At 67.1% G+C, this 22,347-nt stretch carries 26 protein-coding genes and 1 pseudogene; 9 read left to right on the top strand and 18 right to left on the bottom strand.

The window, feature by feature from the left end; translation table 11 throughout:
• Entirely contained in the window at positions 1-1,113 is a 1,113-nt protein-coding gene (locus tag EPO41_RS12045) for a site-specific DNA-methyltransferase (protein ID WP_296325192.1), read from the bottom strand.
• Between the two features lie 128 nt (positions 1,114-1,241).
• Positions 1,242-2,120, bottom strand: a complete 879-nt coding sequence (locus EPO41_RS12040) for an aldo/keto reductase family oxidoreductase (protein ID WP_296325189.1) — start codon at positions 2,118-2,120, stop codon at positions 1,242-1,244.
• 93 nt (positions 2,121-2,213) lie between these two features.
• On the opposite strand from EPO41_RS12040, the gene EPO41_RS12035 reads away from it, so the two are divergent.
• The 4 genes from EPO41_RS12035 (at position 2,214) to EPO41_RS12020 (ending at position 5,485) form a co-directional block, all read left to right on the top strand.
• Positions 2,214-3,110 (top strand): LysR family transcriptional regulator, encoded by an 897-nt coding sequence (locus tag EPO41_RS12035; protein ID WP_296325186.1) that lies wholly within the window; start codon positions 2,214-2,216, stop codon positions 3,108-3,110.
• 80 nt (positions 3,111-3,190) lie between these two features.
• A complete protein-coding gene (locus EPO41_RS12030) occupies positions 3,191-3,424 on the top strand; it encodes an AbrB/MazE/SpoVT family DNA-binding domain-containing protein (protein WP_296325184.1) in 234 nt (77 codons plus the stop codon).
• A gap of 1 nt (position 3,425) precedes the next feature.
• Complete coding sequence (locus EPO41_RS12025; protein ID WP_296325181.1) at positions 3,426-3,830, top strand: type II toxin-antitoxin system VapC family toxin; 405 nt, start codon at positions 3,426-3,428, stop codon at positions 3,828-3,830.
• Positions 3,827-5,485 (top strand): GMC family oxidoreductase N-terminal domain-containing protein, encoded by a 1,659-nt coding sequence (locus EPO41_RS12020; protein ID WP_296325180.1) that lies wholly within the window; start codon positions 3,827-3,829, stop codon positions 5,483-5,485. The genes EPO41_RS12025 and EPO41_RS12020 overlap by 4 nt, the downstream gene beginning before the upstream one ends.
• A gap of 186 nt (positions 5,486-5,671) precedes the next feature.
• Here EPO41_RS12020 and EPO41_RS12015 read toward each other — a convergent pair whose 3' ends face one another.
• From EPO41_RS12015 to EPO41_RS11995, 5 genes are all read right to left on the bottom strand, one after another.
• The gene (locus tag EPO41_RS12015) at positions 5,672-6,025 is read right to left on the bottom strand and encodes a hypothetical protein (protein WP_296325178.1); all 354 of its coding nucleotides are present in this window, start codon (positions 6,023-6,025) and stop codon (positions 5,672-5,674) included.
• 78 nt (positions 6,026-6,103) lie between these two features.
• Positions 6,104-6,433, bottom strand: coding sequence for a hypothetical protein (locus tag EPO41_RS12010; protein ID WP_296325176.1), 330 nt, complete (start codon positions 6,431-6,433; stop codon positions 6,104-6,106).
• Between the two features lie 13 nt (positions 6,434-6,446).
• Positions 6,447-7,073, bottom strand: a complete 627-nt coding sequence (locus EPO41_RS12005; RefSeq protein ID WP_296325174.1) for a glutathione S-transferase family protein — start codon at positions 7,071-7,073, stop codon at positions 6,447-6,449.
• A 16-nt stretch (positions 7,074-7,089) separates the two neighbouring features.
• Positions 7,090-7,485, bottom strand: coding sequence for a VOC family protein (locus EPO41_RS12000; RefSeq protein WP_296325172.1), 396 nt, complete (start codon positions 7,483-7,485; stop codon positions 7,090-7,092).
• A 3-nt stretch (positions 7,486-7,488) separates the two neighbouring features.
• Positions 7,489-8,097, bottom strand: a complete 609-nt coding sequence (locus tag EPO41_RS11995; protein ID WP_296325170.1) for a ribonuclease HII — start codon at positions 8,095-8,097, stop codon at positions 7,489-7,491.
• Positions 8,098-8,127: 30 nt separating this feature from the next.
• Here EPO41_RS11995 and EPO41_RS29750 point away from each other — a divergent pair.
• A pseudogene (locus EPO41_RS29750) lies at positions 8,128-8,640 on the top strand (nucleotidyltransferase family protein); the annotation flags it as partial.
• A 43-nt stretch (positions 8,641-8,683) separates the two neighbouring features.
• Positions 8,684-9,598: an AEC family transporter gene (locus EPO41_RS11990; RefSeq protein WP_296325168.1), complete on the top strand. Its 915-nt coding sequence runs from the start codon at positions 8,684-8,686 to the stop codon at positions 9,596-9,598.
• 150 nt (positions 9,599-9,748) lie between these two features.
• Here EPO41_RS11990 and EPO41_RS11985 read toward each other — a convergent pair whose 3' ends face one another.
• Positions 9,749-10,381 carry a glutathione S-transferase family protein gene (locus EPO41_RS11985; RefSeq protein WP_296325166.1) on the bottom strand — a complete coding sequence of 211 codons (633 nt, stop codon included), beginning with the start codon at positions 10,379-10,381 and terminating at the stop codon, positions 9,749-9,751.
• 12 nt (positions 10,382-10,393) lie between these two features.
• Positions 10,394-11,527, bottom strand: coding sequence for a PA0069 family radical SAM protein (locus tag EPO41_RS11980; protein WP_296325163.1), 1,134 nt, complete (start codon positions 11,525-11,527; stop codon positions 10,394-10,396).
• 91 nt (positions 11,528-11,618) lie between these two features.
• Between EPO41_RS11980 and EPO41_RS11975 the strand changes: the two genes are divergently transcribed.
• Positions 11,619-12,086 carry a GNAT family N-acetyltransferase gene (locus tag EPO41_RS11975; protein ID WP_296325161.1) on the top strand — a complete coding sequence of 156 codons (468 nt, stop codon included), beginning with the start codon at positions 11,619-11,621 and terminating at the stop codon, positions 12,084-12,086.
• Positions 12,087-12,177: 91 nt separating this feature from the next.
• Positions 12,178-12,588 carry a hypothetical protein gene (locus EPO41_RS11970; RefSeq protein WP_296325159.1) on the top strand — a complete coding sequence of 137 codons (411 nt, stop codon included), beginning with the start codon at positions 12,178-12,180 and terminating at the stop codon, positions 12,586-12,588.
• Here the strand turns inward: EPO41_RS11970 and EPO41_RS11965 are convergent.
• From EPO41_RS11965 to EPO41_RS11955, 3 genes are read right to left on the bottom strand one after another with little or no spacing between them, the layout of a single operon-like run.
• Positions 12,583-13,569, bottom strand: coding sequence for a phosphotransferase (locus EPO41_RS11965; RefSeq protein ID WP_296325158.1), 987 nt, complete (start codon positions 13,567-13,569; stop codon positions 12,583-12,585). The two genes, EPO41_RS11970 and EPO41_RS11965, sit on opposite strands and share 6 nt — an antisense overlap.
• The gene (moaB, locus tag EPO41_RS11960) at positions 13,562-14,110 is read right to left on the bottom strand and encodes a molybdenum cofactor biosynthesis protein B (protein ID WP_296325156.1); all 549 of its coding nucleotides are present in this window, start codon (positions 14,108-14,110) and stop codon (positions 13,562-13,564) included. Before moaB ends, EPO41_RS11965 begins: the two co-directional genes overlap by 8 nt.
• 21 nt (positions 14,111-14,131) lie before the next feature.
• Entirely contained in the window at positions 14,132-14,908 is a 777-nt protein-coding gene (locus EPO41_RS11955) for a hypothetical protein (RefSeq protein WP_296325153.1), read from the bottom strand.
• Between the two features lie 156 nt (positions 14,909-15,064).
• On the opposite strand from EPO41_RS11955, the gene EPO41_RS11950 reads away from it, so the two are divergent.
• Positions 15,065-15,538, top strand: a complete 474-nt coding sequence (locus tag EPO41_RS11950) for a cupin domain-containing protein (protein WP_230550681.1) — start codon at positions 15,065-15,067, stop codon at positions 15,536-15,538.
• A 90-nt stretch (positions 15,539-15,628) separates the two neighbouring features.
• On the opposite strand, the gene EPO41_RS11945 is transcribed toward EPO41_RS11950, so the two are convergent.
• The 6 genes from EPO41_RS11945 to EPO41_RS11920 all read right to left on the bottom strand — a co-directional run bounded on the left by EPO41_RS11945 (position 15,629) and on the right by EPO41_RS11920 (position 22,307).
• Entirely contained in the window at positions 15,629-17,113 is a 1,485-nt protein-coding gene (locus tag EPO41_RS11945; protein ID WP_296325148.1) for a tripartite tricarboxylate transporter permease, read from the bottom strand.
• Between the two features lie 10 nt (positions 17,114-17,123).
• Positions 17,124-17,612 (bottom strand): tripartite tricarboxylate transporter TctB family protein, encoded by a 489-nt coding sequence (locus EPO41_RS11940; RefSeq protein ID WP_296325281.1) that lies wholly within the window; start codon positions 17,610-17,612, stop codon positions 17,124-17,126.
• Positions 17,612-18,580 (bottom strand): tripartite tricarboxylate transporter substrate binding protein, encoded by a 969-nt coding sequence (locus tag EPO41_RS11935; RefSeq protein ID WP_296325146.1) that lies wholly within the window; start codon positions 18,578-18,580, stop codon positions 17,612-17,614. Before EPO41_RS11935 ends, EPO41_RS11940 begins: the two co-directional genes overlap by 1 nt.
• Positions 18,581-18,664: 84 nt before the next feature.
• The gene (locus EPO41_RS11930) at positions 18,665-19,288 is read right to left on the bottom strand and encodes a cysteine dioxygenase (RefSeq protein WP_296325144.1); all 624 of its coding nucleotides are present in this window, start codon (positions 19,286-19,288) and stop codon (positions 18,665-18,667) included.
• Positions 19,285-20,448: a CoA transferase gene (locus EPO41_RS11925; protein WP_296325142.1), complete on the bottom strand. Its 1,164-nt coding sequence runs from the start codon at positions 20,446-20,448 to the stop codon at positions 19,285-19,287. Before EPO41_RS11925 ends, EPO41_RS11930 begins: the two co-directional genes overlap by 4 nt.
• 2 nt (positions 20,449-20,450) lie before the next feature.
• A complete protein-coding gene (locus tag EPO41_RS11920) occupies positions 20,451-22,307 on the bottom strand; it encodes a transglycosylase SLT domain-containing protein (protein WP_296325140.1) in 1,857 nt (618 codons plus the stop codon).
• Positions 22,308-22,347: the final 40 nt, after the last annotated feature.

Genomic DNA, 22,347 nt, shown 5'->3' with positions numbered 1-22,347 from the left:
CTAAAGCCCCGCCCTCACCTGCTGGCGGAGATGGTCGATCGGGCGGCGGGCACCGGCGACGTCGATGTGCCAAAAGGTCCAGCCGTTGCAGGCCGGCGCGCCCTGCACCGCCGCCCCCACCTTGTGGATCGAGCCGCGATGCTCGCCCAGCGCGTTGGCGGCCGACAGCGAACCGTCGGCGCGCACGCGGGCGTGCAGGCGGCCGCTGGGATCGCTCAGCAGGGCGCCGGGTTGCAGCAGCCCCGCCTCGATCAGGACGCCGAACGGAATGCGCGGCTCGGCCCGCTTGCTGGGCTTGGGCGTCACGTCCTCGCGCGCCAGCGGCTCGATCTCGGCGATGCGCTTGCGGGCGATGGCGGCATAGTCGGGATCACGCTCGAGACCGATGAAGCGCCGGCCGAGGCGGCGCGCGACCGCGCCGGTCGTGCCGGTGCCGAAGAACGGATCGAGGATGACGTCGCCCGGATTGGACGCCGCCATGATGCAGCGGAACAGCAGCGCCTCCGGCTTCTGCGTCGGATGGGCCTTCTTGCCGTCCTCGCCCTTCAGCCGCTCGCCGCCGGTGCAGAGCGGCAGCAGCCAGTCGGAGCGCATCTGGGTGCCCTCGTTCAGCTCCTTCATCGAATCGTAGTTGAAGGTGTACTTCTTGTTGGCGCGGTCGCGCGCCGCCCAGATCAGCGTCTCGTGGGCGTTGGTGAAGCGCTTGCCGCGGAAGTTCGGCATCGGGTTCGACTTGCGCCACACGATGTCGTTCAGCAGCCAGAAGCCCTGGTCCTGCAGAGCCGTGCCGATGCGGAAGATGTTGTGGTAGCTGCCGATCACCCACAGCGTGCCGCCGGGCTTCAGCGCCCGCCGCGCCGCCTTCAGCCAGGCGTTGGTGAACTGGTCGTAGAGCGCGAAGCTCGTCCCGGCGGAATCGGAGGCCCCTCCGAACTTGTCCCAGTCGTCGTCGACCGCATCGACCTTGCTGTTGTCGGGCCGCAGCAGATCGCCGCCCAGCTGGAGATTGTAGGGCGGGTCGGCGAAGATCATGTCGACGGACGCTTCGGGGAGGCTCAGCATCAGGTCGATGCAATCGCCGACGAGCACGCGATCAAGTTTATCCACAGGCATCGGTGGAAGATGAGTCCACAGCGATTCGCGGTCAAGAAGTCAATTGAATCAATCGCTTAGGCACAATATCGAGTCGCAATATCGATACCGACCCACCATAACTGGGGGCGATCCCATGCCCCCGCCCCTCATCCCGTGGCCGTCCCGCCGATTGCGTCCAGCCGCCGGACCGTTTCGTCCGGAAGCTCGAGCGTCGCGGCCCGCAGATTCTCGTGCAGATGCGCGACGGAAGAGGTGCCGGGGATCAGGAGAATGTTGGGTGTGCGACGCAGCAGCCAGGCGAGCGCAACCTGCATCGGCGTGGCCGCCAGCTCCCCCGCCACCTCCGACAGGATCGAAGACTGCAGCGGCGTGAAGCCGCCCAGCGGGAAGAAGGGCACGTAGGCGATGCCCAGCCTCGCGAGCTCGTCGATCAGGGCATCGTCGGCACGATGGGCGATGTTGTACTGATTCTGCACGCAGACGATCTCGGCGATGCCGCGCGCCTCGGCGACCTGCGCGGGGGTGGCGTTGCTGACGCCGAGATGGCGGATCAGCCCCTGCCGCTGAAGCTCCGCCAGCGCGGTGAAGGGCGCCTCGATCGACCCTTCGGCCGGCCCGTGTTCGCTGCCCATGATCACGCGGAAATTGACGACGTCGAGCACCGGAACGCCGAGATTGCGCAGATTGTCGTGGACCGCGCGCGTGAGATCGGCCGCGGTGAAGGCCGGGTTCCACGAGGCGTCGTCGCCGCGCACGGCGCCGACCTTGGTCACGATCACCAGGCCGTCCGGATAGGGATGCAGCGCCTCGCGGATGAGCTGGTTGGTGATGTGGGGACCGTAGAAGTCGCTGGTGTCGATGTGATCGACGCCGCTCGCCACCGCCTCGCGCAGCACGGCGAGCGCGGCGTCGCGATCCCGCGGCGGACCGAAGACTCCTGGCCCGGCGAGCTGCATCGCCCCATATCCTAGGCGGTTTACGGATCGACTGCCGAGGCGGAAGGTGCCGGCGGTGGCTTGAGTCATGGGAAATCTCCTGTGGGACCGTCGAGATATGGCCCCTGCTGCCCTGCGCGATAATCCTGCCCAATCGCAACGGGCTGTGCGAAATTACGCACAATGGTGATGGACGACCTGAACGATCTCGCTGCCTTCGCTTCCGTCGCCCAGGCCGGCGGATTCCGGGAGGCGGCGCGGCTGGGCCGCGTGTCGGCGTCCAGCCTGAGCGAGGCGGTGCGGCGGCTGGAGGCCAGACTCGGCGTGCGCCTCCTCAATCGGACGACGCGCAGCGTCGCCCCGACCGAAGCGGGCGCCCGACTCCTCGAGAGGCTGACGCCGGCCCTGGGCGAAGTCGAGGCGGCCCTCGACGTCGTGAACAGTTTTCGCGACCGGCCGGTCGGGACGCTGCGCCTCAACGTGCCGGGCGTGGCGGCGCATCTGGTGCTGCCCTCGATCGTGGCGCCCTTTCTGAAGGCCTATCCGGACATCCGGCTGGAGGTCGTCGTCGAGGACAGCTTCGTCGATATCCTGGCCGCGGGCTGCGACGCCGGGATCCGCTACGATGAACGCCTGGAGCAAGACATGATCGCGGTCCCGATCGGTCCGCGCGTCCAGCGGTTCGCCACTGCCGCTTCCCCCGAGTATCTGCAGGCGCGCGGCCGGCCGATGCACCCCCGCGATCTGCTCGAACACGCCTGCCTGCGCGGACAGTTCGCCAGCGGCGCCATGCCACCCTGGGAATTCGAGCGCGACGGCGAAGTCGTGCGGGTCGATCCCACCGGCCCGCTGGTGGTGCGGCTCGCCTCGGCGGCCGACCTTGCGGTCAGTGCCGCCGTCGCCGGCCTCGGCATCGTCCACATCTTCGAGGAATGGCTGCGCCCCCATCTCGACAGCGGCGCCCTGGAGCCGGTGCTGGTGCCCTGGTGGCAGAGCTTCCCCGGCCCCTTCCTCTACTATCCCGGCCGCCGCCATCTGCCCGCACCGCTGCGCGCCTTCGTCGATTTCATCAGGACCTGAGGTCGAGGCGACCCTCGAAAACCGGCGGGACACATGCTAGGTAATACCAACCGAGAACGTCTCCTTACCCGAGGGTTTACATGGGCACGACCGTTACCAGCAAAGGCCAGGTCACCATCCCGAAGCGGGTTCGCGATCTGCTGGGAATCCGCCCCGGAAGCGTGATCGATTTCGAACGTGCGCAGGACGGCCGTATCGTTCTGGTCAAGATCGAGAAGAAGGCCTCTCCCAACCGCTTCGCGCGTCTGCGCGGCCATGCCGGCAAGGGCCTGAGCACGGCCGAGATCATGGCGATGACGCGCGGTGAACGCTGACGTGACGCTGGTCGACACCAACGTCCTGCTCGATCTCGTGACCGACGATCCCGATTGGTCGGAGTGGTCCCTGGCGCGTCTCGAAGAGGCCGCCTTGGCGGGCCCGATCCTCATCAACGATATCGTCTATGCCGAGACGTCGATCCGCTACGCCCGGATCGAAGATCTCGATGCGATGCTCGCCCAGGCGATGATCGAGATCGCGCCGACGCCGCGATCCGCCCTGTTCCTCGCCGGGAAGGCCTTTCAGCGATATCGCGCGGCCGGGGGCACACGAACCGGCGTTCTGCCAGACTTCTTCATCGGGGCTCACGCAGCCGTGGAAAGTTTGCCGCTGCTCACGCGTGACGCCGCCCGCTATCGCACCTACTTTCCGAAGATCGCGCTGATCGCGCCACCAGCATGAGCGGGACACCATCGTTCGCCGACAATGACGGCAGAGGCGGGCTGAAGCGCCGCGAGGCGCTGGGCGCCGCCATGGCGGGCGGGATCGCGCTCTCCGGTCTTTCCTCTCCCGCGAAGGCGGCCAGCGGCATTCGCACTCTGACATCGCCCGCGCAGCTTCGCACAACCTATGACCACGTCATCGTTGGCGCGGGATCTGCGGGCTGCGTGCTGGCGCATCGGCTTGGGCAGGCCGGACGGCGCATCCTGCTGATCGAAGCGGGCGGGCGGGCCGATCTTCCTTCCGTCACGACACCGCCGGCCTGGCCGACCCTCCAGGAGAGCGCGCTGGACTGGCGGTACATGACCACGCCGCAGCCCGGGCTGGGCGGCCGCGCGATCACCTGTCCGCGCGGCAAGGCGGTGGGCGGATCGAGCATCATCAATGCGCTGGCCTACCAGCGCGGCCATGCGGCGGCCTACGATCGCTGGCCTGCGGGTTGGCGTCATGCCGACCTGCTGCCCTACTTCAGGCGCGCCGAGACCTTCTCGAGCGGCGCCAATGCCTGGCGGGGCGGCGACGGCCCGCTGCATGTCCTGTCGCTCGCCGACGTCACCGATCGCACGCCGGTCGCCGAAGCCTTCATGGCGGCCGCGCAGCAAGCCGGCTTCCCGGTGACGCCCGACCTCGGCGGCGAAGTCACGACCGGCGTCGGTTGGAACCAGCTCAGCATCAAGGGTCACCGCCGCGACGATGCCGCGACCGCCTATCTCGACAGTCTGGAGAGCATCGACGGCGAGACACGGGTCGATCTGCTCACTGGTACCGAGGTGCTCGGCCTCGAGATCGAGCGCGGCCGGTGTCTCGGCGTTCGCCTGGCCGGAGGGATCATCCGGCCCGAGAAGGAAGTCCTGCTGTGCGCGGGGGCAATCGATTCGCCGCGCCTGCTGATGCTGTCGGGCATCGGCCCGGCCGACGAGCTGCGCGCACTGGGGATCGAGAGCGCAGCCAACCTGCCCGATGTCGGCCGCCATCTGGAGGACCACCCGCTGCTGGCCGGCGTAGCCTATCAGGCGCGCCGCCCGGTCCCGGCGTCGCACTACAATCACTGCGATTCGCTCCTCTATGTACCGCACGCGACCGCCGGCCAGAGTCCCGACATTCTCGTCATGTGCCTGTCGGTGCCGTTCGTGCGGCCGACCGTCGGACCTCTTTCCGCGCCGGCCTATGTCCTGGTGCCCTGCCACCTGCAGCCGCGCAGCCGCGGCAGTGTCAGGCTCGGCTCCAGCGATCCGCGGGTCGCGGCGATCATCGATCCGAACTACCTGGGCGAGCCCGACGATCTCGCGGTGCTGGCGAAGGGCGTCGAGATCGCGCGCGAGATCGGCGCGGCCAAGGCGTTCGACGACTGGCGGGCGAAGGAGATCTATCCCGGACCGGCCTGGACGACGGAAGCCGGCCGCACCGACTTCATCCGCCGGGCGACGGATTCCTTCCACCATCCCGTCGGCACCTGCCGCATCGGCGCCGTCGTCGACGAGGCCCTGCGCGTGAAGGGGATCGCGGGATTGCGCGTGATCGACGCCTCGGTCCTGCCGGGCCTGCCCGCTTCGATGTGCAATGCCGCCGTGACGGCGGTCGCCGAGAAGGCCAGCGACCTGGTGCTGGCGGGTTAGGTTCTTCCGGGCGAACAAGGATCACTTTCCTCCCCATTCAAAATGGGGAGGTGGCGCGCTCTTAGCGCGACGGAGGGGTCATGGCCTTTGCGATATCCATGACCCCATCGCCCCGTATGACGGGGCACTTCCCCATTTGAATGGGGAGCAATTGATCCCTGCAGCCCGATCCATGTCGGAAAGACCCTACGCGCGGTTGCGCCGGAACAGCAGCGCCACGATCACCCCGCCCAATACGGAGGCCAGCACCATCAGCGCGAAGAAGCCCACGGCGCCCCAGATCGCAACGGTCATCGCCTTGCGGCCGGCTTCATCGACCTTCCGGTCGACCATCGTCCGCAGCTCACCGACCTGCGCCGTCATCTCGTCGCGCAGCGCCTTCAGCTCCGGCCCCATCGCGCGGGCCCGCTCCGCCGCGGACTCCTTGCTCTTCTCGATCGTCTCTCGTGCCGTCGGCGGCGTCTGCTGAGCGCCGACCGGCGCGGTCCCCGCCGCCATGAGGCCGAGAACGAGGATCAGGGAAGCGAGAAGTCTGGACATGCGCGGCCTCATCGAGTTGATCCCGGCATCAACGCAGGCCGGGAGGCATCCCGCAAGGCCAGGCCAGAGACGACGGTCCTACGGCAGCAGACGAGTCCAGCGAGCGAGGGTGAAGGCGATACCGGCCAGATACAGTGTGCCGAAGACGGACTTGTTGTGCCGGGCCAGCCATTGCGGAAGATAGATGTCGAAGTTGTCGCGACGATCGTCCGTGTGGCGCGCGGCAACGGCGGTGAGCGGACACTTCCAGCCATTGACGGCCAGCACCACGCACTCGACGAAGACGAGACCGATCGACACCGCCGCACCGAGATAGTCGCCGCGCGCGGCGAAGACCCAGATCGCCGCGATGCACGCCACGAAGAACAGCCAGACGATCGTGTGCGCGGCCCTTATGAAAGTCAGCACCGGGCCGCGCCGGTCAGGCGGTTTCCTCGGCGATCGCCTTCTTCACGCCTGGCCGCTCCGACATGCGGCGGCGATGATCGATCACGCGGGGAATGCGCGCGGGGTCGACACCGTCCTTCTCCAGCCACTGGGCAAGCGTGAAGAGATAGGGATCGCAGATCGTGTACTGGTCGCCCATCACCCAGGGGCCCTTCAGCATCTCGCGCTCGATCATCTCGAAGCCGGCGCCGACCGATTCCGGCACCTTGCGCTGCATGGCGGCGATCGAATGCGCATCGTCGGCATCGACCCAGCGATGGCCGCGCATGCGATGGGCATGCGCCACGTGGACGTGCGAGCAGAGATAGGAATTGAACGACTGGATCTGCGCGAAGAAGAACGGGTCCTCCATCGGCGCGAGCCGCGCCTGCGGGAAGCGCTGCGCGACATAGACCAGCATCGCCGGTGTCTCGGTGAGGATGCCCTCGTCGGTCACCAGCGCCGGCACGCGCGCCTTGGGATTGATCTTCAGGTACTCGGCCGACTTCTGCTGCTCCGTGGCAAAGTCGATGCGCACCGTCGAATAGTCGGCGCCGACCTCCTCCAGCACGATGTGCGTGGCGAGCGAGCAGGTACTGGCGGTGTAGTAGAGCTTGAGCACGTTGGATCTCCTGCCGTCAGACTTCGGCGTAGATTTCGATGACGTTGCCGTCGGGGTCGCGGAAGAAAAGCGCGCGATGGCCCCAGGCCGGGATGTCGCGCGGCGGGCCCATCAGAGTGACGCCGGCGGCCGCCAACTCGGCCTGGATCTCGTCGATCTCGGGCGGTGCGACCCTGAAGGCGAGTTGCACCGAGGCCGAGCCCGCAGGCGCGCCCGGCCCGTCCTGGAAGACGCCGTCGAGGCTGCGCGGCCGCAGGCAGAGCAGACCGGACCCGACATGGAAGCTCACCCAGCGCGGCGTCTCGCGCTCGACGCGGAACTTCATCACGTCGAGATAGAATTGCCGCGCGCGAACCAGGTCGTCGCAAAGCAGGACCACGTAGTCGAGGTTGCGGATCGAGCCGAGGCCCATGCCTCACACCAGACGCGTGACCGGCGCGAAGCTGCGGCGGTGATGCGGCGTGGGTCCCAGCAGCGACAGCGCCTCGAGATGCTCCTGGCTGCCATAGCCGCGATTGGTCTCCCAGCCATAGCCGGGATAGGTCCGCGCGAGCGCATGCATGTAGCGGTCGCGCGTCACCTTGGCGAAGATCGAGGCGGCGGCGATCGAGTAGGAATGCGCGTCGCCGCCGACGATGGTCTCGGCGCGGCAGCCCAGTTGCGGCGGCGCGCGGTTGCCGTCGATCAGCACGACTTCCGGCTGCTCGGTGAGCGCCTGCACGGCGCGTCGCATCGCCAGATAGGTCGCCTGCAGGATGTTGACCCTGTCGATCTCCTCGACGCTCGCCTCGGCGACGGCGAACTGCACGACGCCCGAGGCGATCATGGCCTCGTAGGCCTCCTCGCGCTGCTCCAGCGTCAGCTTCTTGGAATCGTCGATCATGCGCAGCAGCTTGCGCGCCGCCCGCGCACGATCGATCACGGCCGCCGCCGCATAGACCGGTCCGGCCAGCGGGCCGCGCCCGGCTTCGTCGACGCCGGCAACACGTCCTTCACAACGCAGTTCGAATCGAAAGCTTGGCACTATCCCCATCGAGGCCGGCTAGACTGGGCCATGTCCCTCATCGCCCGCATCATCGCAGAAGACGCCATCGCGATGGAACAGCTTCGTGCTGTGCGCAAACTCGATCTGCCGGACTGGTGTATTGCCGCGGGATTCGTACGCAATCGCGTCTGGGACCATCTGCACGGCATCGTGCCGGCGCGACTGCCTGTGGATATAGATGTCATCTATTTCGACGCGGACGACGTTTCAAAGGAAAGCGAGGCGGCCTTCGAGCGACGGCTCGACGCGCTCTTGCCCGGCCTGCCCTGGCAGGTGCGCAACCAGGCGCGCATGCATGTCTGGAAGGACCTGCCGCCGCATCGCGACACCGCGGACTCGATGGTCTACTGGCTGGAGACGGTGACGGGGGTCGGCGTGCGCCTCGAGGCCGACGACACGCTCACCGTCATCGCGCCGCTCGGCACCGACGATCTCCTGAACCTGCGCTGCCGCCCGACCCCGTTCGGCCGCACCCGGCGCCATGAATACGATGCCCGGGTAGAGGCCAAGCGCTGGCGCGAGCTATGGCCCCGGGGTGGAGTTCCTCGACTAGACTCCGGGCGAGATGATCGCTGCGTTCCTGCCTCTGGCCGCCATCGCCCTGCTGGGCGCCCTGCTCCGCCACTTCATTCCCGGCATGGAGCAGACCCGCCAGTCGATGAACAGACTGGTCCTCTATGTTTTCCTGCCGGCGCTGGTGTTCCGCACGGTCATGGACGGCACGATCAGCCGCCTGTTCCTCGAGATCCCCGCGCTCGCGGCGATCGGCACGCTGTCCTGCCTCGCCGTGGGCTTCCTGGTCTTTCACTTCCTGCCGATCCCCGGCCCGACCAAGGGCGCGATGATGCTGGGCGCGGCGTTCGGCAACGTCACCTATCTCGGCCTGCCGGTGCTGCTGGGCGTCTTCCCCGGCCAGGCCGACCAGGTTTCCGAGGTCTCGGTCCTGTTCGAGGTCACCAAGTCGTCGCTCAACCTGACGATCGGCGCCATGATCGCCATCGCCTATGGCAGCCAGGAGCCGATCACCTTCCGGCGGACCGCGCTGGAGGCGCTGAAGCTGCCGCCGATCTGGGCGCTGGTCGTCGCCATCCTGTGGAAGGTCTCGGGCGTTCCCTGCCCGACGATGGTCATGGATGCGGCGTCGATCCTCGCCGTGGCTGTCAGCGGCATCATGATGCTGTCGCTCGGCATGGCGCTGCGCTTCTCGGCCACGAAGCTGATGGCGCTGGCCATCCCGGTCTCCGCCATCAAACTCGCCTTCGCACCGCTGGTCGTCTTCGCAGCCGTCACGCCGCTCGGCCTCTCGGGCGTCTACGCCAACGCAGCCATCCTCGAGGCGGCGATGCCGAGCCAGCTCCTGTCCTTCATCATCGCCGGCAAGTTCAAGCTCGACGAGGAGACGCTGGCCTTCGTCATCATGGTCGACACGGTGCTGGCGTTCGTGACCCTGCCGCTGGTGCGCACGCTGCTGCTGTCGTGACGACCTGAATCATTGGAGCGCGCCACTCCAGTGGCGCTCGGAAAGCATGAGCGCCACTGGAGTGGCGCGCTCCATTGAGGCCACTTGCTAACTCGGCCTGAACGCTTCTCGCCTGGAAAAGCTTCATATGCCGTGCGTCGCGCCGCCCCTTCAGCTCGACGGAGCCAGGGAGGCCATGATCTTCGCCCCCTGTTCCTGCGCCCGCACGGACGCCGGACGTGCGATATGGCGTGCGACATAGGCTTCGAACACCGGCCGCTTCTCGACGCCGCCGAACATCATGCCCCAGTGCAGGAAAGACGCCATGTAGAGATCGGCCGCGGTGAAATGGTCGGCGGCGATGGTCGGGCGCTCCGCAACCGCCTGGGCCACCGTCTCCAGGGTGCGGTCATAGGAGCCGTAGCCGAACATCACCTGCAGCTTGGGCGTATCGGGACTCCAGCCGGCGGCCTTGTCGGCAAGGGCCGGCTCGCAGCAGCCGGCGGTGAAGAACAGCCAGCGATAATAGGCGCCGCGCTCGCCGGGCGGCGGCGCGAGCTTCGCTTCGGGAAACAGGTCGGCGAGGTAGCAGAGGATGGCGCCACTCTCCGTGACGACCGTGTTGCCGTGGCGCAGCGCCGGCACCTTGCCCATCGGATTGATGGCGAGATAGCCGGGCGACTTCATGTCGGGCCCGAATTGCTTCACTTCGAGCCGGTAGGGACAGCCGATCTCCTCCAGCATCCAGTGGATCATCGCGCCACGCGACTGCGGATGGGTAAACAGGATCAGTTCGTCGGCCATGATTTCTCTCCTCTAAAACAATCTCATCTGCCTTGCGTCGCGCCGGGCATCGACCAGGGCCGTGCGCGCGGCGGCGGGGACGGCGAAGCGCATCGTGTCGAGGCGATAGCGCACCCGGTTGAGGTCGAGGCGCTTCACCGAGGCCGCGAAGCGCTGGCTCAGCAATTGCGCGATGGGCCCCTCGCCCTTCATGCGCGTACCGAACTCGGCCTTGTAGAGCGCGCCGCCGCGCATCTGGCGCACCAGCGACAGCACGCGCTCGGCGCGGTCGGGCCGATTGGCGCGCAGCCATTCCTCGAACAGGTCCTTGATCTCGAGCGGCAGGCGCAGCGCCGTGTAGCCCGCGCGCGTGGCGCCGGCCGCCGCCGCCGCGTCGAGGATCGCTTCCATCTCGTGATCGTTGAGCCCGGGAATCATCGGCGCCGTCATCACGCCCACCGGAATGCCGGCCGCGGCCAGTTCGCGGATTGCGTCGAGCCTGCGATGCGGCGCCGAGGCGCGCGGCTCCATCGTGCGGGCAAGGTCGCGGTCGAGCGTGGTCACCGACAGGAACACCTCGGCCAGGTTGCGTTTGGCCATGTCGGCCAGGATGTCGATGTCGCGCGTGATCAGGTGGTTCTTGGTGACGATGCCCACCGGATTGTTGAAGTCGCTGAGCACGCGCAGGATCTGGCGCGTGATCTTGAGGTCGCGCTCGACCGGCTGGTAGGGATCGGTGTTGGTGCCCATCGCCACCACGTCGCAGCGATATTTCGGCGAGGCGAGTTCGGCCGTCAGCAGCGCCGCCGCATCCGGCTTGAACAGGATCTTCGTCTCGAAATCGAGGCCGGGCGACAGGCCGAGATAGGCATGGGTCGGCCGCGCGAAGCAGTAGATGCAGCCATGCTCGCAGCCGCGATAGGGATTGATCGAGCGGTCGAACGGAATGTCCGGCGAGCTGTTGCGCGCGATGATGGTGCGGGTGGCATCCTTCGTCAGCGTCGTCCGCAGCGGCGGCAGCTCGTCCTCGATGTCCCAGCCGTCGTTGGTGCGGACGCGCTTCTCGTCGTCGTAGCGGCTCGACGCATTGCTGAGCGCGCCCCGCCCGTTGTGCTGCGGCTCGGCGATCTGGTCGTCCGGATAGAGCGGCGGGGCGGGCTCTTTCATGTGCCGAGTCTTAGAACAAAAAGGGAACGAGTCAAGCCACTGTCCCTAGGGGTTCATTGTTTCCCGCTATGACCATCCCTAGAGAGAAGCCATGCAAGCCATCGAGTTACGCACCGCCCGCCCCGAAGACCGCGACTTCCTGTTGAGCCTGTCGCCGCGCCTGGCCGGCGTCCCCGGCCCCGCCTGGCACGACCTGGCCGCCATGGAGGGCTTCCAGGACCGCTACATGGAAGCGACCTTCGCCACCGTCGATCCGGCCGCGCAGACGCTTGTCGCCTGGTCGGCCGAAGGCAAGCGCCTGGGCTACATCCACATGCGGCCGTTCAAGGACGGGGTGACGGACGAGCCCTGCGGCTACGTTTCCCTGCTGGCGTTGGCCGAGGAGGCCGAGGGCCGGGGCATCGCGCACCTGATGATGCAGGAAGCCGAGACCTGGGCCCGCGCGCGGGGCTACCGCTTCCTCTGCCTCGACGTGTTCGCCGACAATCGCCACGCCGTGGAGTTCTACGAGCGCCGCGGCTTCCAGACCGAGACGCTGCGCATGGTGAAGCCGCTCTAGCCACTCGGCACATTTATACCATGGGTTGTACCCATATTGGATGATACAATCTAATGTGAGTGCTGACGCCTATCTTTTTGGGAGACAGCAGATGGCAGATATTGAGGTCAGGACTGCGAGTCACGATGACATCGATTTCATCGCCAGGCTCGCGCCGCCGGAGGATGAGGAGCTCACCTCGCAAGCCCGTCTCACCGTGGAAGGGGCCTCGACGGCCGATAATTCGGCGATCTTCATCGCCGTGGGCGGCGATGGACGGCGCCGGGGCTACATCCATTTATTCCCGGAGAGAGACGACTCAGAAGAAGAGCCTCGCCGCTATGTCATGCGAGTCGCCTCGATATATAACCCGGAGTACGACGTCGTGAGAGGCCTCCTCGCCGAGGCCAAGGCCTGGCTGAAAAAGCGCCGCGGTTCGCCGGTTCAGGTCCTGGTACACTCCGAGGACGAAAGTAGCGCCGCGTTCAAGGCGGAAACCATCAACCCTCCGAGGCCGTCATAGCCACTCGGCGCGAAGGGCGCGGATGGAGCCGCGGTCGAAGCACTGGTCGATCCGGGCCTGCAGATGGACCTTCATGGCAGGCTCGAGACCGGCGTCGCTCCATTGCGAGGGATCGGACGGATCGCGCGGCGCTTCCGTCTGAACTTTCCAGCGCGCCATGAACATGATCGTCCGCAGCCAGGTGAGCCGTCGCATCGGCTGCAGCCAGGGCAGCAGCTCGGCGGCGCGTATCTCACCGATCTTCGCGAGATAGGACTCGTAGAAGCCTTCGACCTCGGCTCGCGCGAGAATCTTGCCGACATCGGGATGCCAGACGGTCGACGTCGGTAGCGTCGCGTGCGCGAGGTCGATCGCCGGCGAGCCGACATGAACCTTTTCCAGATCGACGAACCAGGCGAGGCCGTCGCCATCGACGATGAAGTTGCCGGGATGCGTGTCGGCCAGCGCGATCGACAGCGGTTGCGGGCGACGCGCCACCGTCGCGGCCATGCCCCGCATGAGTTCGAGTTCTTCGACGATCTCGGAACGGGCGCCAGGGTCGGCAACGGCCTTGTCGAGAAAGCGCTGGGTCCCCTGCTCGACGACATCCAGCGTCGCACGGAACGGATTGTCCTGGCGCGGGATCGGCGAGCCCGCCACCGGCAACGGCAGAAAATGCAGGCGCGCCAGCGTCTCGGCCATGGCGTCGAGTTCGTCCGGCAGGCGCGGCGCCCGGCCCTCGATGAAATCGACGATCAAGGCCCCGCCGGGCAATCCGAGCCGTGGCTCGATCACCTCATGAAGCCTTGGCGTGCGCCCGGCCGGCGCGAGATGACGAAACGCTTCGGCCTGCAGGTGCAATCGCGCGGCAGCCGTCGGATCGTCTTCATAGGCATAGGCGATGCGCGCGAGCCGTCCGTCCTTCAACCGCACATGTCCATGCGCCGTGCCGGTCGCCGGCAGCGCCTCGCCCTCGCGCAAGGCTGCGAGGAGGTCAGCCACTGCGTGGCATCTTGCCTTCGTTGAGGCGCGGCATCAGCTCGGCGAAGTTGCAGGGGCGGAAGCGGATGTCGAGCTGCTGGCGCAGGATGTCGTCCCAGCCGTCCTTGCAGGCGCCGGTCGAACCGGGCAATGCGAAGATGTAGGTCGCGTTGGCGACGCCCGCTGTGGCCCGGCTCTGCATGGTCGAGGTGCCGATCTTCTGGAAGCTGATCCAGCGGAAGGTCTCGCCGAACCCCTCGATCTTCTTCTCGAACAGGGCTTCGAGCGCCTCGGGCGTCACGTCGCGGCCGGTCACGCCCGTGCCGCCGGTGGAGATCACGACCTCGATGCTTGGATCGTCGATCCACTTCTTCACCTGCGCGCGGATCAGCGCGATGTCGTCGGTGACGATGGCGCGGTCGGCCAGGACATGGCCGTCGCGCGCGATGCGCTCGACCAGCGTGTCGCCCGACTTGTCGGTCTCGAGCGTGCGCGTGTCGGAAACCGTGAGAACGGCGATGTTCACCGGCTTGAATGGCTTGGTTTCGTCGATGCGGTTCATGGGCTCACTATACCTCCGGAATCAGCAGCCTGCGATGTTTGCCCGGGCACGATCGGCAAGCTCGACGAATTTCATCTCGCTATAGCTCCAGATCTGAATCGAACTGCCCTTCCTTAGGATGGCGTGGACGAAGAATTGGGGCCAGGCGCCTGCAGCCCCCATCGAGTCCAGGAACGAACTCTGGCGCGAGCAGTCCGGGGCAATCTTAGAGATCGCCGCCTGCATGAGATGGCTGCGCCGCGATTCCGCCCAGACGAGGAACACACCGCCGAATATGGAAAGGAACACCGCCAGATGGACCACGAGCGGCGCGCGCCGGGCGATCACCCCGACCAAGCCGGCACAGATCACGGCAACACCCACCGCGCCAAGAAGAGGCGGACCGAGAAAATCGATATGTCTTTCAATGCCGTTGGCGAGGCCCCGCAGGGCAAAGACGAAGGCGCCACAGATCGCGAGGCCGACGACAGCAAGACGCATCCTCGCCGGTGCGCGCCAGAGGAACACCCCGATCGCCACGATGAGAACGGCTGCGATTCCGACGACACTTGCGGGCGATGGCAAGAAGGAATCCACCGCGCCGACGCGGAAGAGAGCGGCGAAGGGAGCGAGGACCAGAATGAGTCCCAGCGTCACGACCAGTGGCGCAGAGACGTTCAGGACGACGAGCACAGACCAGAAACCCATGCAGACGGCCAATACGCCCTTCCAGTCGAACCGGCGAGGCGCGCGTTCCTGGCTCCGTGAATAGAGCAGCCAGCAGATGACGACGAGGTCCGGAATCACAAATGCCGCCAAAGGATTTTTCCTCTTACCGCCGGAAAGGCATCAGGACTTTCCATTGACTCTCCAAGATGGAGATTTAGTGATTGCCCGCTGGAAATCAGCCGCAGAATCCCCTCATTGCTTCCGAACATCGACCACGGAAGCTGACATTCAAAGCTCGGAGACATCATGACCGGCCCCACCGACTGGAAGCACGACGGCGTGCGGGTCATCCCCGCCGGATCGCTCGACACCAACACCGCCCAGACCCCGGGCATGAACCGCGCCGCGGCGATCAATTTCGCCCGCGTCGGCGCCCAGAAGCTGTGGGCCGGCACGGTGACCATCCACGCCCACGCCAAGACCGGCGCCCACCATCACGGGCACCTGGAGAGCGTGATCTACGTCGTGAAAGGCCGCGCCCGCATGCGCTGGGGCGACCAGCTCCAGTTCGTGGCCGAAGCCGGTCCCGGCGACTTCATCTACGTGCCGCCCTACGTGCCGCACCAGGAGATCAACGCCTCGGACACCGAGCCCCTGGAATGCGTGCTCGTGCGCTCCGATAACGAGGCGGTCGCGATCAACATCGACATCACCCCGGCCGAGAAGGTCGAGGAAGTGTACTGGGTCGACCCGACGCATCCTCATCCGCACAAGCATTAGCTTGTGAGGATGGGCGGGCGGCAGCGCTTGTCATCAAGCGCGAGAGCCCGCTCCGCGCAGAATGGATAAGAACTCTTCCCGAAGGCGGCCCTAACCGGCCGCCTTCTTCCGTTTCGGCCACAGCCCCGCGATCAGAAGCCCGACCGCGACGATCGCGAAGCCTGTCGACAGATAGCTGTGCAGGAAGATCATCGGATCGCCGTCGGAGATGGCCAGGGACTGGCGCACCGAGCGCTCGAAGATGGGCCCCAGCACATAGGCCAGGATGACGATGCCGAGGTCGAAGCCGTGGCGGCGCAGGCCGTAACCCACGAAGCCGAAGATCACGGCGATCACCACGTCGGCGGGGTTGCCGTTCGACGAATAGACGCCGATCAGGCAGACCGCGAGGATCATGGGCGTGAGATAGGCGCGCGGGATGTCAAGGATGCGCACGAACAGGCCGATCAGCGGCAGGTTCAGGATCAGCAGCATCACGTTGCCGATATACATGCTGGCCACGACGCCCCAGAAGATCTCGGGCTGACGCTCCAGGATCGTGGGGCCGGGCGTGACGCCGTGGATGATGAAGGCGCCGAGCAGCAGCGCCGTAACGGCATTGGCGGGGATGCCCATGCAGAGCAGCGGCACGAAGGCCCCGGCGGTGCCGGCATTGTTGGCCGATTCCGGCCCGGCCAGTCCCTCGACGGCGCCCTTGCCGAATTCCTCAGGGTTCTTCGAGAGCTTGCGCTCCATGCCGTAGGACAGGAACGAGGCCAGCACCGCGCCGCCGCCGGGCAGCAGGCCGACCAGGAAGCCCATGAAGGTGCCGCGCACGACGGGACCGACCGACCGACGCGCCTCCTCGCGCGAGGGCATGAAACCCAGCAGGTGCGAGGGCGGCGGCAGGACCTTCATGTCGTCGGGCTTCTGGCGCGCCATGAACAGCACTTCGGAGAGGCCGAACAGGCCGATCGCCAGCGGCACGAGGTTCACGCCATCGCCCAGCGCCAGGATGCCGAAGGTGAGGCGCGGCGTCATGTTGAGCGGGTCGCTGCCGATCGTGCCGAGCAGCAGGCCGAAGGCCGCCATCAGCAGCGCGCGCGGCAGCGAGCCGCTCGACATGTAGGTGACCATGGTGAGGCCCGCGAGCATCAGCATGGCGTACTCGGCGGGTCCGAACTTGATGACCAGCTCGGCGAGCGGCGGCGACAGGAAGGAGATGCCGATGACGCCCACTGTGCCCGCGAAGAACGAGCCCAGTCCGGCGATGCCGAGGGCGGCGCCGGCGCGGCCCTTGCGCGCCATCTCGTAGCCGTCGAGGCAGGTCACGACCGAGGAGGCCTCGCCCGGGATGCGCATCAGCACCGAGGTCACGGTGCCGCCATAGGCCACGCCGTAATAGATGCCCGACAGCATGATGATGGCCGAGGTCACGTCCATCTTGAACGTGATCGGCAGCAGGATCGCGATGGTGGTGAGCGGCCCCAGTCCCGGCAGGATGCCCACGACGGTGCCCAGGAAGGCGCCGACGAAGCAGTAGAACAGGTTGTCGAGGGTCAGCGTGGTGGCGAAGCCACCCAGCAGCGCTTCCATGCTCCGGGCCTCAGCGAACGTAGGTGTAGAAGGTGCGCTCGATCGGCCCTTCCGGCAGGTCGACGCGCAGCAGCCAGCCGAAGCAGACGAGGCCCACGGCGGCGCAGGCGATGCCGTAGCCGATCGCGGAGAACCACGAGCGGCGTTCGGCGAAGCGCATGATGACGACGGTCACCGCCACTGTCGTGACGACGAAGCCGGCATACATCGCGCCCAGCGCAAACACCGCGAAGGTGGCGATATAGATCGCGAAGGTGCGGTTCGATTCCCTCGTCGCCTCGACGTCGTCGGTGTCGCCGCCCTCGGTCTCGCCGGCCTGTCCCGGGAAGAACAGGACGGCGAGGGCGAGCGCCACGCAGATGCCGGCCATGAGTTGCGGGAAGAAGCCGGGGCCGGGACCGTCGAAGCCCCAGCTGTCCAGCTCCAGCGCCTTCCAGAGCCCGACCAGCGCCGCGGCCAGCAGGCCGAGCGCGGCGATCCGCGTGCCGCTCAGCTGCATCACGCCGGCTTCTTGGCCATGCCGGTTTCCTTGAGGATCGGGACGAGTTCCGTCTCGATCTTCTTCAGGAGCGCGCCGTACTCCTTGCCGTCGCGATAGATCGGCTGGATGCCGAGCTTGGCGATCTGGCTGGTCACGGACTCGTCCTTCATGACGTCGGCCAGCGCCTTGTCCATGCGCTCCTTGATGGCCGGATCGACACCGGTCGGGAAGGCATAGCCGAACGGCCCGTTGCTCACCGCATCGTAACCCAGTTCGCGCAGCGTCTTGACGTCGGGATAGTCGGGCCAGCGCGCCTCGGCCGCCGAGGCGAGGAAGCGCAGCTTGCCGGCCTCGATCTGCGGCCGCATCTCGGCGACCGTCTGGATGACCGCGTCGACATGGCCGCCGATCGCCGCCGTCACCGATTCGACGCCACCCGGAAACACGACCCAGCGGAACTTGGCGCCGCTCAGCTTGGCCAGCTGGAACATCGCCACAACGTTGGTGACGTTGTTGGAGCTGTAGGTCAGCTGCTTCTGCTTGCCCTGGGTGACGAGGTCCTCGATCGACTTGATCGGGCCGTCGGCGCGCGCGCCGATGCCGTACCGAAGTGCGGCGACCTGGCCGATGATGTCGAACGCCTTCCACGGATCGTAGGGCACGTTCATCATGTTCGGCACGGCAACGTGGCTCGAGATCGCCACCAGGCCGATCGTATGGCCGTCGGGCGTCGACTGGGCGAGCGTCGTCGGTCCCAGCGCGCCCGCACCGCCGACCACGTTCTTCACGATGACGGTCGCGTTCAGCCGCTTCTCGAGCGCCTGCGCGATGATGCGCGCGGTCAGGTCGGTCGAGGCGCCCGGGGCGTTGGGATTGATCAGCGAGATCTCGCGCGCCGGCCACTTGGCTGACTGGGCGATGGCCGGCGTGGCGAGCGAAGCAGCGGTCAGGGCGGTGCCGCCCTTCAATACGGCTCGACGAAGCATCCTGTTTTCCTCCTTTTTCATGGAGGGCGACAGTGCTTGCCGGGTCCGCTTCAGGTCAAGGGAGCCGTGCCGGTACGCGAACCCTCAGGAAGCGGCGCGGACCTCGGCCGAGCGATCCCAGATGTTGGGCTGCTCGCGGTTGGTGTAGCCCGACACGAAGAGGTTGGGCTGGCCCGTCTTCACGTCGAAGGTGTGACGACGCACCGCGCCGATGTTGCCGCCATACACGTGAATGCTGATCGAGCCGCGATCGTCGAGCGCGTTGGTGACCTGATGGATGTCGCCCTTGGGGTTGCGCGGCGCCGGCACCAGCACCTCGACGTCGCCCGGTTCGAGCTTGGCGAGCTCGCCCGGCACCAGCACGCCGGTCTCGGGATCGCGCGTGAAGGCAAGCGAGGTCTCGGAGCCGCGCAGCATGCCGACCAGGCCCCACATCTCGTGGTCGTGCACCGGCGTGTTGGCCCTGGGCGCCCAGACGAAGCTCACGACGCAGAAGCGCTCGAACGGATCGCACCACAGGAGGTTCTGCGCATAACCGTGCGCCGGCACCTTGGCAGCCTGTTCGGGCAGCCAGTCGTCGTGCTTCACCAGCTCGCCCAGGAGCTTGGCGCCCACCTCGACGATGGCGTTCTCGTCCTTGTCCTGCCAGGCACCGCCCGTAAGAGACGTCATGTCGCCGATGAAGCGACGCAGGCGATCGATACTCATTTCGCGGCCTTTTGCTGGAAGGTGGTTCCGAAGACGTCCTCGGTGTCGGCGCCGAGCGCCGGCGGATCGCGTCGCTTGGAGATGTCGGTGGCGGAGATCCGAACCGGGCTGCCGAAGGTCTTGGTCTTCACGCCGGAGGGAAGCTCCATCTCCTCGACCCAGCCCATGTGTGCAACCTGCGGGTCGGCGAGGATCTGGCTGTAGGTGTTGATGCGGCCCTGCGGGACGCCCGCGGCCTCGAATGCGCCCAACCAATGGTCGACGCCGTTCTTCGCGAACTCGACTTCCAGCAGGTCCTTGAGCGCCCCCTGGTTGGCGGCGCGCGACTGGGTCGTGGCAAATCGCTCATCGGCCAGCAGGTCGGGGCGACCGACGACCTTGGTGACGGCCTCCCACAGCTTGTTGTTGCCGGCAGCGATGACGAAATGCCCGTCGGCCGCCTTGAAGGCCTGGTAGGGCGCGTTGCGTGGATGGGCCGAACCCAGCTTCTTCGGGTCGCGCCCGGTGCCGAAGAACTCGCTGGTCTGAAGTGCTGCCATGCCGAGGCTGCAGCCCAGCATCGAGGCGTCGATGTGCGCGCCCGGCCCGCCGCCCGCGACGCGGCGCAGGACCGACACCACGGTGAGCGCGGCATAGAGGCCGGTCCCGGTGTCGGAGACCGGCACGCCGCATTTCACCGGTGCGCCGTCGGGCTCGCCCGTCACGCTCATGATGCCGCTCATCGCCTGCACCGTGACGTCGAAGCCGCCCTCGCCCGAGCGCGGACCGCTCTGGCCGAAGGCGGAGATCGAGCAGTAGACGAGACCGGGCTTCTCGGCGCGGAAGGATTCGTAGCCGAGGCCGAGACGATCCATCACGCCCGGCCGGTTGTTCTCCAGCACGACGTCGGCCGACAGGATGAGCTGGCGCGCCGCCTGCTTCTGGGCCGGATCCTTGAGATCGAGCACGACCGAACGCTTGTTGCGGTTGATCGACGCGAAGTTTTCGCTGTAGCCCCCCTCGGAGCCTTCTGTGATCGGCGGCCACTGCCGCATCATGTCGCCTTCCGGCGGTTCGACCTTGATCACCTCGGCGCCTAGATCGGCCAGCAGCATTCCACAATAGGGACCGGCCAGGACCTGGCAGAACTCGACGACGCGTACACCTGAAAGCGGCAACATACTCAGCGGGTTCCATCCTGTGGGGTGTAACGGGGCCAGTCGTGCGAGGCGATCTGGTCGAGCGACGGTGTCGGCTGTCCCAGGCGAACCTGATAGATCCAGTAATTTGTCAGCACGCGCTGCACGAAGTCGCGCGTCTCGTGGAGCGGGATCAGCTGGATGTAGAGAAGCGGATCCTGCGAGGCATTCAGCGAATTGTCCCAGCGCATGACGTTGCCCGGCCCGCCATTGTAGCCGGCAGTCGTGCGGACGAGATTGCCGTCGGTCTCGTTCAGCAGCATCGAGATATAGGCCTCGCCCAGCGACATGTTGACCGACGGATCCCACGGATTGGCGCCCGCCGTCTCCGGCGCATAGCGCGCCGAAACGGCGCGGGCCGTCGCCGGCATGAGCTGCATCAGGCCCATGGCGCCGACCACGGAGCGCGCCTTGGGATTGAAGGCCGACTCCTGGCGCATGAAGGCATAGACCAGCGCGCGGTCGACGACCGCGCCGCTGGACGGCTGCCACGGCGGAATCGGATACATGCCGCCGTCATAGCCCTTGATGTTGTGGCGCTGGTCCCAGTTGGCGTTGCCGACGCGCACCGCGAGCGCGGGCAACTGCGCCTTCAACGCCAGCGCCATCACCGCCTCGACGTAGCGGGGATCGTTGTCGATCGACGCGGCGAACAGCTCGCGCTCCGCGGCCGTCGTGGCACCGAGCTGCAGCAGCGCCAGCGCCCGGCGTGCCGCACGGTCGTTGCGCAACAGGTCGGCGCGGCGCCGGTCGAGCGGCGGCACCTCGAAGTCGGGCTGGATCTGCATGCCCAGCGCCTTCTGGGCGACGAGCCCGTAGAAGGTGCTGCCGTGCAGCGCGGCCCGCTTCAGGTAGGGCGCGTACTTCTGCGGATTGCCGGCCAGCAGGTTGGCGCGGGCGGCCCAGAACGAGCCGGCGGCCAGGGTCCAGGACGACGCCCGGTCCGGCGAGGCATCGGCCACCAATTCGAAGCGGCGGGCCGCTTCCGCCATGTCGCCCCGGGTGAAGGCCGTCATGGCGGCAGTCCAGTTGGCGTCGGGCGGCATGCTGGCCTCGACCGGAACCTGCACGCTGCGCTGCGGATCGGCTTCGAGCTGGCGGGTGCGCAGGCGGCCGCGCCACAGCTCGACTTCCTGGGGCCCCAGGATCTCGGTCGACGACTTGCGGTCGAGCAGGACGAACGCGGCGTTGAAGCCGCCATCATCGGCCATGCTCTGCAGTCGCGAGCGCAGCTCGGCCGCGCGGCCGCCATCGGCGCCGTTCACGGTGCGGGCGGCCGCGAAGTTGGGCGAGCCCTGCGTGAAACCGACGAAGGTGGCGGGCGTCAGTTCCGTGCCGCCCGCCGGACGGCGCGCCAGCGCCAGCCGGTAGATCGCGGGCGCGTCGGGATTGTCGTTGTAGTCCTGCAGCCAGGCGGCAAGTTGCTCGTAACGCGCGGGATAGTTCGGGCTGAGCAGGCGCTGGGCGCCGACATACCCCATGAGGGTCTTGTCCGAGAGCTGCCGGATCTCGTCGTCGGCCTGTGCCCAGGCACCCGACTGCTGCGCCTGGAAGATGCGGCGATAGCGGTCGCGCGTCTCATTATCCAGAACGGTCGGCAGGTCGGCCACGACCGCGCGCTCGTCGAGTTCGACGACGGGCGGCGGCGGCACGTAGACCGGAGCGCGCGCGACGGGTCGTGCGGCCGGCCGGGCGGCGGGCCGCGTCACGGCGGCCTTGGTCGTCGCAGGCTTGGTCGCCTGGGTCTGGACTGGCTTCTTGGCGGTCTGCGCCGGGGCCGGGCCCGAGACCGCCATCAGGGCGGCTGCTCCGATCAGGACGGCGGGAAGGGTTGTTCGCATGGCGCACCGTAGTTTGACTCTGGCTGGGGCGACAAGACCC

The organism is Reyranella sp. (assembly GCF_004297265.1).
In the GTDB taxonomy this organism is placed as follows: Bacteria; Pseudomonadota; Alphaproteobacteria; order Reyranellales; family Reyranellaceae; genus Reyranella.
This window is presented reverse-complemented; position numbering and strand designations above follow the sequence as displayed.